The following is a 13954-nucleotide window of genomic DNA, read 5'->3' on the forward strand; positions in this document are numbered from 1 at the left end:
AGCGCGTTTGGCGGCCGCTATCCGTTTAAAAATGTCAGCAGTGAGGTGTCACTGCCGCTGCTGGCGAAATATCTGAATGCGGACAACGGTCGCATCACCCGCTTCCTGCAGTCGCGCCTGAGCGGTGTGCTGCACCGCGAAGGCACCCGCTGGGTACCGGACAGCATCAACGCCCAGGGACTGACATTCAATCCCGCATTCCTGAAAGCGATGAACCAACTGAGCCGGATTTCTGACGTGGTGTTCACCCGCGGAGAGGCCGGGCTGCACTTTGAGCTGCGTCCTGGCACGGCTGCAGACGTGATGCAGACTGACCTGATTATCGACAGTCAGAAGCTCACCTACATGAATCAGCAGCCGGTGTGGAAGCGCTTCACCTGGCCTGCTGACACCGAAGCGCCGGGCGCGTCGCTAAGCTGGATAAGCACGAAGGCCGGCACCCGCCAGTATGGTGACATGCCGGGCAGCTGGGGCCTGATTCGCCTGCTGGATAAGGCTCAGGTCAGCGCCAATCCGGGCATCCGCAGCAGCTGGCGACTCACCTGGCAGGCTCCCGACGGCCGCCCGCTAAACTACATTCTGCGAACAGAAGCGGGTGAGGGGCCGCTGGCGCTGCTGAAGCTGCGCAACTTCACGCTCCCGGCCGACATATTCATTATCAGTGACACCCCGGACGTGCCGGATGAAACCTTTGTCAGCGAGGAAAACTCATGACCCTGCAATCCCTGATTAACGCCTGCGGTGCGGATGAGAACCATCTTCGCGCGCTGGCGACGGAGTCAGTCTTTCTGTGGGAGCCGTGGCTGAAGCCCCTGGCGGACACTAAGGCTCTTTAGCGTCGAACTCACACAAATCTTCGATCAGGCAGGAGCCACAGCGCGGTTTACGTGCCACGCAGGTATAGCGGCCGTGCAAGATTAACCAATGGTGGCAATCGACTTTAAAGGCAGATGGCACCACTTTAATCAGTTTATCTTCGACTTCTTCGACGTTCTTGCCGGGCGCGAAGCGGGTGCGATTGCTGACGCGGAAGATATGCGTATCCACGGCAATGGTCGGCCAGCCAAAGGCGGTATTCAGCACCACATTGGCGGTCTTGCGTCCGACGCCGGGCAGGGCTTCTAATGCCGCACGGTCCTCCGGAACTTCACCACCGTGCTGCTCGATGAGAATGCGGCAGGTTTTAATCACATTCTCTGCCTTGCTGTTAAACAGGCCGATGGTCTTGATGAACTCTTTCACGCCATCAACACCCAAAGCCAAAATGGCGGCGGGGGTGTTTGCCACCGGATACATCTTCGCCGTGGCTTTATTCACGCTGACATCCGTGGCCTGCGCGGACAGCAGCACCGCAATCAGCAGTTCAAACGGCGAACTGAAGTACAGCTCCGTGGTGGGATGCGGATTGTCATCACGAAGGCGCGTGAGAATTTGCAGTCGCTTTTCCTTGTTCACACGGCCTTCCCGGTTTCACCTTGTGGCGCGGCTTCAGGTTCAGCAGCGCGCAGGGCGGCTCGTTGCTTCATTTTCTGATCGATCAGATATTTACCGGCCAGCAGCATGCCTAAGCCAATAAAAGCTCCAGGCGGCAGCATCGCCAGCAACATCGGTGAATCGAAATGGAACACTTCAATGCGCAGCGCTTTGGCCCAGGGGCCCAGCAGTTGGTCAGCACCGTTAAACAGGGTGCCGCTACCGATCAATTCACGAATCGAACCTAGCGTCACCATCGCGCAGGTCGCGCCCATGCCAATGGCAAAACCATCCAGCGCCGACAGCGGAATACTGCTCTTAGAAGCCACCGCTTCCGCACGACCCACCACAATACAGTTGGTCACGATCAGGGGAATGAAGATACCCAATGATTGATACAGGCCGTAAGCGTAAGCATTGATCAGCATCTGCACACAGCTCACGACCGAAGCGATGATCATCACGTAAATAGGGATACGGATTTCCGCCGGCACCCAACGACGCGAGGCGGAGATAGCGCTGTTGGTGATGGTCAACACCAGCGTGGTGGCCAGGCCAAGGCCGAGGGCGTTAGTGGCGGTTGAGGTCACGGCCAGCAGCGGGCACAAGCCCAGCAGTTGCACCAAGGCGGAGTTGTTCTTCCACAGGCCGCCAACCAGCAGGGATTTTGCTTCACTCATGGTGCATCTCCACATTCGGGCAGCGAAGAGAGCTTCGCTGGCAACGTTTCAATCAGTAATGCGGTACGTTTAGTGGCATTCACCACTGCGCGCGGGGTAATGGTCGCGCCGGTAAATTGATCAAATTCACCACCGTCTTTTTTCACCGCAAAGTTCTTGTCGTCGGCACCGTGCACCACTTTGCCGTTAAAGCTGTTGATCCAGTCGGAAATGCGCAGTTCAATCTTGTCGCCCAGTCCAGGCGTTTCATGGTGTTCCACTACCCGGACACCTAATACTTTGCCGTGAAAATCGGCACCGACCAGCATCTGAATCGCACCAGAATAGCCGTCTGGCGCGGTAGTCTCAAGCGCCGCCGCGACGGGTTTATCACCTTTACGCGCCAGATAGAGATGATGCGGCTGGTTATTGCCTAATGCCGCTGCATCCGTCACCAGGAAACACTCTTGCTGAATGTGGTTGTCATACATCTCGGTGGGCACCACCTGATCGAGCAGGTTTTTTTGCTGAAGTGCCGTCTGATGTTCCACCGTCGGCTTGGTGACATAGTTCACCACCGCAGTGACGCCGGTGGTGATCACTGCAAACGCCGCCAGCGTCACGGCATTTTTACGAATAGCATCGAACATCATTAATCCTTGCGATGGCCGTAAACGCGCGGCTGGGTGTAGTAATCAATCAGCGGCACGCAAATGTTCGCCAACAGAACCGCGAAGGCCACACCGTCCGGATATCCGCCAAAGCTGCGAATCAGCCACACCAGCAAACCAATCAGTGCTCCATAAACCAGGCGACCACGGTTAGTGGTCGAGGCGGTGACCGGATCGGTGGCGATAAAGAATGCGCCGAGCATGGTCGCGCCGGAGAACAAATGAATCAGCGGCGAGTTCAGCGATTCCGGTGAAAACAACCAGCCAAGGGTGGCGCAGAAGGCCAGCGACACGAGGAAACTGACGGGTATGTGCCAGCGAATGGCATTTTTTGCCAGCAGCAGCATACCGCCCAGCAGGTAACCGAGGTTGATCCACTGCCAGCCTAATCCCGCCAGCACGCCGGTATAAATCGGCTCAGACAGTAACTGCTCAGCACTGTGCCCGGCCCGCAAGCCGGTTTTAAAGGTATCCAGCGGCGTGGCCTGGCTGATGCCATCCACCCCGAGCTGCAACTGCTGCATGGTTTCACCGGCCAACGTGTGATTGGTGAAGATCATGCTGAGGGAATCCAGCAGGCCGGGTTTGATTGCCTGCAATGTATCCGGCGGCAACCAGCTGGTCATCTGCACCGGGAAGGAGATCAGTAAGACCACATAACCGACCATCGCTGGGTTGAAGGGGTTTTGACCCAGGCCGCCATACAGTTGTTTCGCGATAACAATGGCAAACATGGTACCAATGACCACCAGCCACCAGGGCGCCAGCGGCGGCAGACTGATGCCGAGCAGCAGCGCGGTGAGCAGGGCGGAGTTATCCGAGAGAGTCGGAACCACTGGTGTTTTGCGCAGACGCAAAATGGCGCCTTCGGTGATCCACGCAGTGGCGGTGGCGAGCAATACCTGAATCAGAAAACCCACGCCAAAGAAATACCACTGCGCGGCCATACCCGGCAGCGCAGCCAGTACCACCAGCAGCATGATGTTGCCGGTGCTGCGGCGGTTGTGGGTATAAGGGGAACTTGCGATACGAAAAGCCATTTAATCCTCAGTCGTCGAAGGCTGCTGCTGCGCTTTACGCGCTTTGGCACGGGCGACCGCGGCGGCAATGGCCGCTTTGCGTGGGTCGGCGGAGTCAGGAGAGGCAGCAGCCTCCACTTCAGAAGATGATTCAGGTGCGGCTTCAACAGACGCAGAAGCTTGCTCGGCAGCCGCCGCAGCTTTCTTCGCTTTAGCGCGCGCAATGGCCGCTTCCACCGCAGCTTTGCGCGGATCGACTTCAGCGGCAGGTGCTGCATCAGAAGGCTCAGGTGCGTGTGGTTCGTCAGCAGGTTCAGAAATCTGCTCAGCCGCCGCAGCCGCAGCCGCTTTCTTCGCCTTAGCTCGAGTAATGGCGGCCTCAACCGCTGCTTTACGCGGATCAACTTCAGCGGCAGGTGCTGCGTCAGCAAGCTCAGACACTTGTTCACCAGAAGCCGCCGCAGCTTTCTTCGCTTTAGCGCGCGCAATGGCGGCTTCAACCGCCGCTTTACGCGGATCAACTTCTGCAGCCGGGGCTGCATCAGCAGATGCAGGCGCTTGTTCGCCAGCCGCAGCGGCTTTCTTGGCTTTAGCACGGGCAATAGCGGCTTCAACCGCGGCTTTGCGAGGATCGACCTCAGCGGCAGGAGTGACATCAGCAGGTTCAGGCGCTTGTTCACCAGCCGCCGCAGCGGCTTTCTTAGCTTTAGCGCGCGCAATGGCGGCTTCAACCGCCGCTTTACGCGGATCAACTTCAGCGACCGGGGCTGCATCAGCAGTTTCAGGATTTTGTTCGCTAGCCGCCGCAGCGTCTTTCTTCGCTTTGGCGCGCGCAATGGCGGCTTCAACCGCAGCTTTACGTGGATCAGCCTCAGCGGCGGGTGCAACACCAGCAGCTTCAGACGGTTGTTCGCCAACCGCCACACCAGACTTCTTCGCCTTAGCACGTGCAATGGCCGCTTCCACCGCGGCTTTACGCGGATCGCCAGACTGGCGACTCAGCGCCTGCGTTTCAGACTGTTTTTCCGCCTGCTGAGCTAACGCCTGGGCATGGCGAGCCTCACGTTCGGCAGTTTCCTGTTCCGGTGTTTTGGCGGCACGCGCCTTAACGCGAGCAATCGCCGCGTCACGTTCACCCTGATCGCTACGTGCCACACGCTGTTTAGCTTCTTCATGACGCGCTTCACGCGCCAGTTTTTCCCGCTCTAAACGCGCCTGACGCGCTTCAAAGCGCGCTTTAGCTTCGGCGGTGCGCTTCGCTTCGAGATCGATAGCGCGCAGCTCTGCCTTCTCCTGGCGATAATATTGCACCAGCGGAATATTACTTGGGCAGACGTACGCACAGGCACCGCACTCAATGCAGTCATCGATATTGTGAGCGCGCGCCTTCTCATGATCGCCGCCCTGGCTGTACCAGAACAGCTGCTGAGGCAGCAGTTTCGCCGGGCAGGCATCCGCACAGGCACTGCAACGAATACAAGACTGTTCTTTTTCGTTATTGCCCATTTCACTGGCAGAAGGTGCCAGAATGCAGTTGGAGATTTTAACCAGCGGCACATTCAGTGACGGCAGCGTAAAACCCATTAGCGGGCCGCCCATGATCACCATCTGACGCGAACCCGGTGCGAAACCCACATGATGTAACAGATGGCTAACTGGCGTACCCAGGCGTCCCCAAACGTTACGCGGCTGCGCAATGGCTTCGCCGGTCAGGGTAACGACGCGTTCGGTAATTGGCTCGCCATCGATAATGGCGCGTTTTACCGCCCAGGCCGTACCGACGTTTTGCATCAGCACGCCAATATCGGTCGAACGACCGCCGTGCGGCACTTCAACGCCAGTAAGAATCTGGGTCAGTTGTTTAGCACCGCCAGAAGGGTATTTGGTGGGGATGACACGCAGTTGCAACTCGCGGTCACCACCCAAAGCCTGCTTCAGCGCTGCAATCGCTTCGGGTTTGTTATCTTCGATGCCAATCAGCACACGCTCAGCCTGCAATACCCAGGCGAGGATACGACAACCTTCCAGCACTTCAGCCGCGCAGTCCTGCATCAGACGATCATCGGCGGTGATGTAAGGTTCGCACTCTGCGGCATTGATAATCAGGGTTTTGACGCCGCGCAATCCGCCACGTAGCTTGGTGGCGGTCGGGAAGCCTGCCCCCCCCAAACCGGCGACGCCTGCCTCATGGATGCGCTTGACGACATCTTCACGAGTAAGCGAACGGAAGTCAGGTTGCGGATCGAGCGTGGTCCAGCGATCTTCACCATCGGCGCGCAGGAAAATGCACAGTTCGGAAAGACCCGAAGGGTGCGCGGTCATATGTGGCGCAATCGCTTCGATGGTGCCGGAGGTTGGTGCGTGCACCGGCAGCATGCGACCGCTGCCAAACGTCAGCGGCTGACCACGCAAGACGTGATCGCCCGGTGAGACGCAAATCTCGCCTTCATGGCCGATATGCTGTTTTAACGGAATGATGAATTGTTCAGGCAGCGGTAACTGGCTTAACGGCGTGCCGTTAGACTGTGTTTTCATTTCCGGCGGATGAATGCCGCCCTGAAAATCCCACAGCTTCTCTTTGCGGAATAGTTTTAACAAATTAAGCATGAGTTTCTACCGGGATCACCCGTACAGGAATGGTTTCGAGATCCCATTTCCAGTTGGCCGTGGTCGTGGCAACCGGACGCATTTCAATACAGTCGGTCGGGCAGGGAGCAACACACAAATCACAGCCGGTACAGACATCGCTCAGCACGGTATGCATGGCACGGGTAGCACCGACAATCGCATCTACCGGGCAAGCCTGAATACATTTGGTGCAGCCAATGCAGTTGGCTTCATCAATCCAGGCCACGGTGCGGATCGGTTCCTGCACTTCTTCACCGCCATCCAGCGGTTGCGGTTCAACGTTGAGCAGCGCGGCCAGCTTGAGCATGGTTTGCTCGCCACCGGGGGCGCATTTATTAATGGCTTCACCGTTATTACCCACGGCATCGGCGTACGGGCGGCAGCCGGGATAACCACATTGGCCGCACTGACTCTGCGGCAGAATACTGTCGATCTGTTCAACGATCGGATCTTCTTCCACCTCGAATCGGCGCGAGGCGTAACCGAGCAGGGCGCCAAAAACCAGGCCCAGCGCAGCAATAGCCACAATAGCAATCCAAATCGCGGTCATTAGAATTTCACCAACCCGGTAAAGCCCATAAAGGCCAGCGCCATCAAACCTGCGGTGACCAATGCAATCGAGTTGCCCTTAAACGGCGCGGGGACATTGGCTAACACCAGGCGTTCACGCATGCCAGCGAACAGCACCATCACCAGCGAGAAGCCAAGCGAAGCACTGAAGCCATAAACCGCGGCCTGCATAAAGGTGTGGTTAAGATTGACACTCAGCAGGGGAACACCCAGCACCGCACAGTTAGTGGTAATGAGCGGCAGGAAGATACCCAGCAAGCGATAGAGTGACGGACTGGTTTTGCGCACCACCATTTCGGTGAATTGCACCACCACGGCGATCACCAGGATATACGCCAGGGTTCGCAGGTACACCAGATCGAGCGGCACCAGAATCAGATGGTTCACCAGCCAGGCGCAAATCGACGCCAGGGTGATCACGAAAGTGGTGGCGAGTCCCATACCAATGGCCGTTTCCAATTTTTTTGACACGCCCATAAAGGGGCATAGGCCGAGAAACTTCACTAACACGAAGTTATTCACCAGCACGGTGCCAATAAAGAGAAGTAAGTAATCGGTCATTTTTTAACCTGGGAAGCCGAAAGGCGTCTATTATCCGGAATTGAGAGGTGCATCTCAACCTCTACACAAAATCTGTGGATGTTGAGAGCACGCAGAATTAAATTCCTGACGAAACTCGCGCCGTTATGGCTGGATAAACGTCTCTTTCACACGTTGAGAACGTTTGAAGTAGGGCACAAAGACCGCCGCCGCCAGCAGTGACAACAACAGCGTTTGAATGGCTTTGTTATCCGCCACCGGGGTGAACGCGAACGTTTTCAACGCCAGTAACACCGTCATCAGCAACCACAGGATGTAATGACGCGGTAGACGGCGCGAACGTTTACAGAACATCCAGCAAACCCAGATACTGTAGACCCAAACCACGCCTGCGGTGAGCAGGGAAATCGCCCATTGCGTGAACAATTGGCTGGCATGAGTGAACAACGTGGTACGCAATTCTGTATCAAACAACGGGCTCAGATACATGGCCACCACCAGTGCACTGGTCAGCATCGTCATAATCAACCAGGCTAGCGGCAACAACAGCCAGCCAGCAATACGCGGCGGGTTTACCGATTCGGTCATCTTGCGGATCCTGTAGCGAAATTAAGAAGGCGTTGTATGTCCAAACGGGGCACGCCCGACATGGACAACGCAATAGTGCAGAAAAAGGCGGGGAAAACCCATTACATTACGTAGCGCCAGACTGATTTCGGCACGCGGCCCATATCATAAAGGCGGCCGCCGGAAACAAGTTCAGCACGACGATGATCGGCAGCGCGATACATATTGATGATGTCATTGTCATCGGTCAGCGAATAATTAAGATGGTCGTAGAGTTTTTCCAGACTATCGAGATTATTCACTTTGCGGAATTTCAGCAGGTAATCTAGCGCAGTCATGATTGCCATTTAAAAATAAAGTGCTCGGAAGTGCCCAAGTATAGGGAGCACACTGACAGAGTCCATACGCCAGCGTTAAAAAAATTCAAAAATCAGACAACGTGAGCTAATTCGCTCATCAAAAGACATTTTTTCTTCATTTTGCCGTTTTAAACGCGCATTTCCAGACGGGATTGAGACAAATTCAACCCTGACAGACGGCATAATGTGAAAAAAGCTCACACCTTCAACGCAAATGAAAGTTGTCATTTTTTATCAGGCTTAGTGCACTGACTTTCATTCATATAAGACGTTTATTAGGGCGATTTATGTCGAACAGTTAAGAAATGGCATCTACACGCTTTGAAACTGTAAATCATGTAGTGTGCGAATAATCACAAAACTGATCATTGCTTGTGCCCGCAGTCGATAACCATTCTTTACGCAGCGTCTGTAATCGCTTCCAGTAGCCACCATCCTAACCGATTCTGTTTATTACATTTATTTAACCGACACTGAAATAAATATCAGGCAAATTGTCCATATGGCTAGTATGACTTCTTATATGCATAATTTCGTAACTCCTTTAATTCATTCTATTTTGTGAGGCATGTCGCGCTTGTTTTCTCGCTTTTGCGCCAGGCTTAATCTGCGTTTTGTACCCCTACAGCACACTCCCTTCAGAGGAATGAAATTATGTGGAAACGTTTACTCTTAACCGCCATGGTCAGTTCAGCACTCAGTGCTTCGGTACTTGCCGCTGACATGACGGTGGGCTTCTCACAGGTTGGCTCGGAGTCTGGCTGGCGTTCAGCAGAAACCAACGTGGCGAAAAGCGAAGCGCAAAAGCGCGGTATCACGTTGAAAATCGCCGATGGTCAGCAGAAGCAGGAAAACCAAATCAAAGCGGTGCGCTCGTTTATCGCGCAGGGCGTTGACGCCATCTTCATCGCCCCGGTAGTACAAACCGGTTGGGAACCGGTGCTGGAAGAAGCCAAAGACGCCAAAATCCCGGTGTTCCTGTTAGACCGCGCTATCGTGGTGAAAGATAAGTCGCTGTACATGGCGGTGGTGACCGCAGACAACGTGCTGGAAGGCAAGTTGATCGGTGACTGGCTGGTGAAAACGGTCGGCGATAAGAAGTGTAATGTGGTTGAGTTACAAGGCACCGTGGGTGCCAGCGTAGCCATCGACCGCAAAAAAGGCTTCGCCGAAGCCATCGCGGGCCACAACAACATCAAAGTGATCCGCTCGCAGTCCGGCGACTTTACCCGTAGTAAAGGTAAAGAGGTGATGGAGAGCTTTATCAAAGCGGAAAACAACGGCAAGAACATTTGCATGGTGTATGCGCACAACGATGATATGGCGATCGGCGCCATTCAGGCCATTAAAGAAGCGGGTCTGAAGCCAGGCAAAGATATTTTGACCGGTTCTATCGACGGCGTACCGGATATCTATAAAGCGATGCTGGCGGGTGAGGCCAATGCCAATGTCGAGCTGACGCCAAACATGGCGGGTCCGGCATTCGATGCGCTGGAGAAATTCAAAAAAGACGGCACGATGCCACCAAAAATCATCAAAACCGAATCGAAACTGTATCTGCCAGACTCCGCGCAGGCACAGCTCGACACCAAAAAAGGCATGGGTTACTGATCCCCGCAACCGCCCTTCGGGGCGGTTTTTCATGACGTAAGGCGAGGTAGAACCTGATGAGCACCGCAGATGCATCCGCACTCCTGACTCTCAACGGTATCAGCAAAGGTTTCCCCGGCGTGAAAGCGCTGGATAATGTCTCATTCAGCATTCGCAAAGGCGAGATCATGGCGCTGCTGGGCGAAAACGGCGCCGGGAAATCCACGTTAATTAAAGTGCTGACCGGCGTGTACACCCGTGATGCAGGCACCATCACCCTGAATGGCACTGCCATTTCACCGCACAATACCGCCGATGCACAGCAAATGGGCATCGGCACGGTCTATCAGGAGGTGAACCTCCTGCCGAATATGTCGGTGGCAGACAATCTCTACATCGGCCGTGAGCCGCGCCGCTTTGGCATGATCGACCGCAAGCGTATGGTGCGCGATGCCGATGCACTGATGCGCAACTACGGTTTTGCGCTCGACGTGACGCGTCCCCTGGGCCATTACTCGGTGGCGATGCAGCAAATCATTGCGATTTGCCGCGCCGTGGATCTCTCCGCACAGGTGTTAATCCTCGATGAACCCACCGCCAGCCTCGATGCCAGCGAAGTGGAAATGCTATTCACCCTGATGGCGCAACTGAAAGCCAAAGGGATGAGCCTGATTTTTGTGACTCATTTTCTCGACCAGGTGTACCGCATCACCGATCGTATTACCGTTTTGCGCAATGGCCAGTTTATAGCCACGCGTGATACGGCATCGCTGCCGCAAATCGAATTGATCAAACTGATGCTGGGGCGCGAGTTACTGGAAACTGCCTTGCAGCGTCAGGGCAGCACGCTGAAAAGCAACCAACCGGTGGTGTCATTCAAAGACTACGGCAAGAAGGGCACCATTGAGCCTTTCGACCTGGAGGTGCGTCCGGGAGAAGTGGTGGGCTTAGCGGGATTACTGGGATCGGGGCGCACGGAAACCGCCGAAGTGCTGTTTGGTATCCGTCGTGCGGATCGGGGTACTGCCACCATCAAAGGCAAAGTGCAGCACATCCGGACACCGGCCAAAGCCTCCCATCTGGGCATGGGGTTCTGCCCGGAAGATCGTAAAACCGACGGTATTATCGGCGCTGCATCGGTGCGCGAGAATATTATTCTGGCGCTACAGGCCCAACGCGGCTGGCTGCGACCGATTAAACGGCGTGAGCAGCAGGCCATCGCCGATCGCTTTATCAAAAGCCTGGGAATTCGCACGCCACATGCCGATCAGCCGGTGGAATTACTCTCCGGCGGTAATCAGCAGAAGGTGCTGCTGTCACGCTGGCTGGTGACGAAGCCGCAATTCTTAATTCTCGACGAACCGACGCGCGGCATTGACGTCGGTGCACATGCCGAGATCATTCGTTTGATTGAAACCCTGTGCGCCGATGGACTGGCGTTACTGGTTATCTCCTCTGAACTCGAAGAGCTGGTGGGCTATGCCGACCGCGTGTTGATCATGCGTGATTTGAAGCAGGTGGCTGAAATCCCGCTGGAGCAGCTGTCGGTGGCGTCGATCGTCAATGCCATCGCCGATGGAGGAGCACAACATGCTTGAATCCCCTATGACACATCCAAAACCTGAACGGCGTAAGCCGAAGTTACCGCCAGGCATGCCGCAAATCGTCGCGCTGATTCTGGTGCTGTTGGTGGATAGCCTGGTCGCCAACAATTTTTTTGCCGTGCATATTCAGGACGGCCGCCTGTTCGGCAGCCCGATTGATATCCTCAACCGCGCTGCACCCGTCGCCTTACTGGCGGTCGGTATGACGCTGGTGATTGCCACTGGCGGGATTGATTTGTCGGTCGGCGCGGTGATGGCGATTGCGGGGGCGACGGCGGCCACCCTGACCGTTGCGGGACACAGCCTGAGTTTTATTATTCTCGCCACACTCGGCACCGGTCTGGCCTGTGGCTTGTGGAACGGCGTGCTGGTCGCCCTCCTGAAGATTCAGCCGTTTGTGGCCACGTTGATTTTGATGGTGGCCGGGCGCGGTATCGCTCAGCTGATTACCCAGGGTCAAATTGTGACCTTTAACAGCGACAGCCTCGGCTGGTTTGGCAGCGGCTCGCTGTGGATGCTGCCGGTTCCGGTGTGGATAACGCTACTGGTGGCACTGTTAGTGTGGCTGCTGACGCGCAAAACCGCGCTGGGCCTGTTTATCGAAGCGGTGGGGATTAACCTGCGCGCCGCACGTAATGCTGGTGTTAATGGCTGGTTAGTAGTGATGTCCACTTATGCCATTAGCGGCGTGTGTGCGGCAGTCGCGGGCCTGATCGTGGCAGCCGATATACGTGGCGCCGATGCTAACAACGCCGGTCTATGGCTGGAGTTGGATGCCATTCTCGCCGTGGTGATTGGCGGTGCATCGTTGATGGGCGGGCGTTTTAATCTGGTGTTGTCGCTGGTTGGCGCGCTGATTATTCAGTCGATGAACACCGGTATTTTGCTGTCTGGCTTCCCGCCGGAGCTGAATCAGGTGGTGAAAGCGGTGGTGGTGATGTGCGTGCTGTTGCTGCAATCGCCGCGCTTTATCGCCATGCTGAAAGGGAGACGTCCAAAATGATTAAACGCCATCTGCCATTGATGATTACGCTGCTGGTGTTTGTCGCCGGTTATCTGTTCTGCCTGAGTCAGTTCCCTGGCTTTGCCTCGACTCGTGTGATCTGCAATATCCTGACCGATAACGCGTTTCTCGGCATTATCGCCGTGGGCATGACATTTGTGATTTTGTCAGGCGGTATCGATCTGTCAGTGGGGGCCGTTATCGCCTTTAGCGGTGTATTTTTGGCGAAAATTATCGGTGATTATCACGTCGATCCGATTCTTGCCTTCGCGATTGTGCTGGCGATGGGAGCACTGTTTGGCGCCATGATGGGCTGGCTTATCGATGCGCTGAAGATCCCGGCCTTTATTATTACCCTGGCGGGGATGTTTTTCCTGCGCGGCTGTAGCTATCTGGTGTCGGAGAATTCGATTCCCATTGATCATCCGCTCTATTCCACACTGTCTAGCCTGGCGTGGAAGATCCCCGGGGGCGGGCGCCTTAGTTTGCTGGCAGTGATTATGCTGGTGGTGGTCATTGGCGGGATCATCCTCGCGCATCGCACGCGTTTTGGTAATCAGGTGTATGCGATTGGCGGCAATCTGACATCAGCGCAGTTGATGGGCGTTTCGACGCGCGCCACCACCATCAAGATTTATATGCTTTCCACCACCCTGGCGACACTGGCGGGGATTGTGTTCTCGATCTATACCTCAGCAGGCTACGCCCTGGCAGGGTTGGGCGTGGAATTGGACGCGATTGCCTCTGTGGTTATTGGCGGCACCTTGTTGTCCGGTGGCGTGGGCACGGTGCTCGGCACGTTGTTTGGGGTGTTGATCCAGGGGCTGATTCAGACATGGATTAACTTCGATGGCACCCTGAGTTCGTGGTGGACGAAGATCGCCATCGGTATTCTGTTGTTCGCGTTTATCGCACTGCAGCGCCTGCTGACCGTGATGTGGGATCGTCAGAAGAATGCGCCGGTTAAGCGTTTAACTTCGTAATCGTGAGTGGGATGTTCAAGAGGTGCGCAAATTGGCGCACCTTTTTTGTTTTGGGTCGCCGATTCGAGGATGTTGGAGGCTTGGTGCTCAGAATTGTGGATATTGGGGGGGATTGCAGGGGTTGGTGCTCATATTTTGAATGCAACGAACCTGCATAAAGGAGACAAAGGTGGGCAGTGGAGTAAAGCGTACGCCGCAGGGATGCGGCGTACGAGGCTACAGGGATGTATTCACGCCGACTTTACGCAACGCCCACCTTTGTCGACTGAACCGCGCGTTTTTAGCCAC

At 55.5% G+C, this 13954-nt stretch carries 14 protein-coding genes; 5 read left to right on the plus strand and 9 right to left on the minus strand.

Translation table 11 applies throughout. The features are described 5' to 3' along the window. Positions 1-714 (plus strand): type VI secretion IcmF C-terminal domain-containing protein (locus QMZ65_RS24775; RefSeq protein WP_283216916.1); only part of this gene is annotated, 714 nt, incomplete at its 5' end. A gap of 108 nt (positions 715-822) precedes the next feature. Here QMZ65_RS24775 and nth read toward each other — a convergent pair. The 9 genes from nth to ydgT all read right to left on the minus strand — a co-directional run bounded on the left by nth (position 823) and on the right by ydgT (position 8465). After that, on the minus strand, positions 823-1455 hold the full coding sequence (gene nth, locus QMZ65_RS24780) for an endonuclease III (protein WP_160832845.1): 633 nt from the start codon (positions 1453-1455) through the stop codon (positions 823-825). Continuing rightward, entirely contained in the window at positions 1452-2153 is a 702-nt protein-coding gene (locus QMZ65_RS24785; protein WP_097119808.1) for an electron transport complex subunit E, read from the minus strand. Before QMZ65_RS24785 ends, nth begins: the two co-directional genes overlap by 4 nt. Further along, positions 2150-2782, minus strand: a complete 633-nt coding sequence (gene rsxG / locus QMZ65_RS24790; RefSeq protein ID WP_166931562.1) for an electron transport complex subunit RsxG — start codon at positions 2780-2782, stop codon at positions 2150-2152. Before rsxG ends, QMZ65_RS24785 begins: the two co-directional genes overlap by 4 nt. Positions 2783-2784: 2 nt before the next feature. Beyond that, a complete protein-coding gene (rsxD, locus tag QMZ65_RS24795) occupies positions 2785-3843 on the minus strand; it encodes an electron transport complex subunit RsxD (RefSeq protein WP_097119806.1) in 1059 nt (352 codons plus the stop codon). Continuing rightward, positions 3844-6429 (minus strand): electron transport complex subunit RsxC, encoded by a 2586-nt coding sequence (gene rsxC, locus QMZ65_RS24800; protein ID WP_283216917.1) that lies wholly within the window; start codon positions 6427-6429, stop codon positions 3844-3846. Beyond that, positions 6422-7000 (minus strand): electron transport complex subunit RsxB, encoded by a 579-nt coding sequence (rsxB, locus tag QMZ65_RS24805; protein WP_034827415.1) that lies wholly within the window; start codon positions 6998-7000, stop codon positions 6422-6424. Before rsxB ends, rsxC begins: the two co-directional genes overlap by 8 nt. Then, positions 7000-7581, minus strand: a complete 582-nt coding sequence (rsxA, locus tag QMZ65_RS24810) for an electron transport complex subunit RsxA (RefSeq protein ID WP_034827413.1) — start codon at positions 7579-7581, stop codon at positions 7000-7002. Before rsxA ends, rsxB begins: the two co-directional genes overlap by 1 nt. A 123-nt stretch (positions 7582-7704) precedes the next feature. Then, positions 7705-8148, minus strand: coding sequence for a DUF2569 domain-containing protein (locus QMZ65_RS24815; RefSeq protein WP_034827411.1), 444 nt, complete (start codon positions 8146-8148; stop codon positions 7705-7707). Positions 8149-8249: 101 nt separating this feature from the next. Beyond that, on the minus strand, positions 8250-8465 hold the full coding sequence (gene ydgT / locus QMZ65_RS24820; RefSeq protein ID WP_034827409.1) for a transcription modulator YdgT: 216 nt from the start codon (positions 8463-8465) through the stop codon (positions 8250-8252). A gap of 675 nt (positions 8466-9140) precedes the next feature. On the opposite strand from ydgT, the gene ytfQ reads away from it, so the two are divergent. From ytfQ to yjfF, 4 genes are read left to right on the plus strand one after another with little or no spacing between them, the layout of a single operon-like run. Next, positions 9141-10097, plus strand: coding sequence for a galactofuranose ABC transporter, galactofuranose-binding protein YtfQ (gene ytfQ / locus QMZ65_RS24825; RefSeq protein WP_160867209.1), 957 nt, complete (start codon positions 9141-9143; stop codon positions 10095-10097). 56 nt (positions 10098-10153) lie between these two features. Further along, positions 10154-11674 (plus strand): galactofuranose ABC transporter, ATP-binding protein YtfR, encoded by a 1521-nt coding sequence (gene ytfR / locus QMZ65_RS24830; RefSeq protein WP_034827399.1) that lies wholly within the window; start codon positions 10154-10156, stop codon positions 11672-11674. Further along, positions 11667-12683 (plus strand): galactofuranose ABC transporter, ATP-binding protein YtfT, encoded by a 1017-nt coding sequence (ytfT, locus tag QMZ65_RS24835; protein ID WP_058962433.1) that lies wholly within the window; start codon positions 11667-11669, stop codon positions 12681-12683. Before ytfR ends, ytfT begins: the two co-directional genes overlap by 8 nt. Continuing rightward, positions 12680-13666 (plus strand): galactofuranose ABC transporter, permease protein YjfF, encoded by a 987-nt coding sequence (gene yjfF / locus QMZ65_RS24840; protein WP_038647220.1) that lies wholly within the window; start codon positions 12680-12682, stop codon positions 13664-13666. The genes ytfT and yjfF overlap by 4 nt, the downstream gene beginning before the upstream one ends. The last annotated feature ends 288 nt before the right edge of the window (positions 13667-13954 follow it).

The organism is Pantoea sp. EABMAA-21, from assembly GCF_030053335.1.
In the GTDB taxonomy this organism is placed as follows: Bacteria; Pseudomonadota; Gammaproteobacteria; order Enterobacterales; family Enterobacteriaceae; genus Pantoea; species Pantoea communis.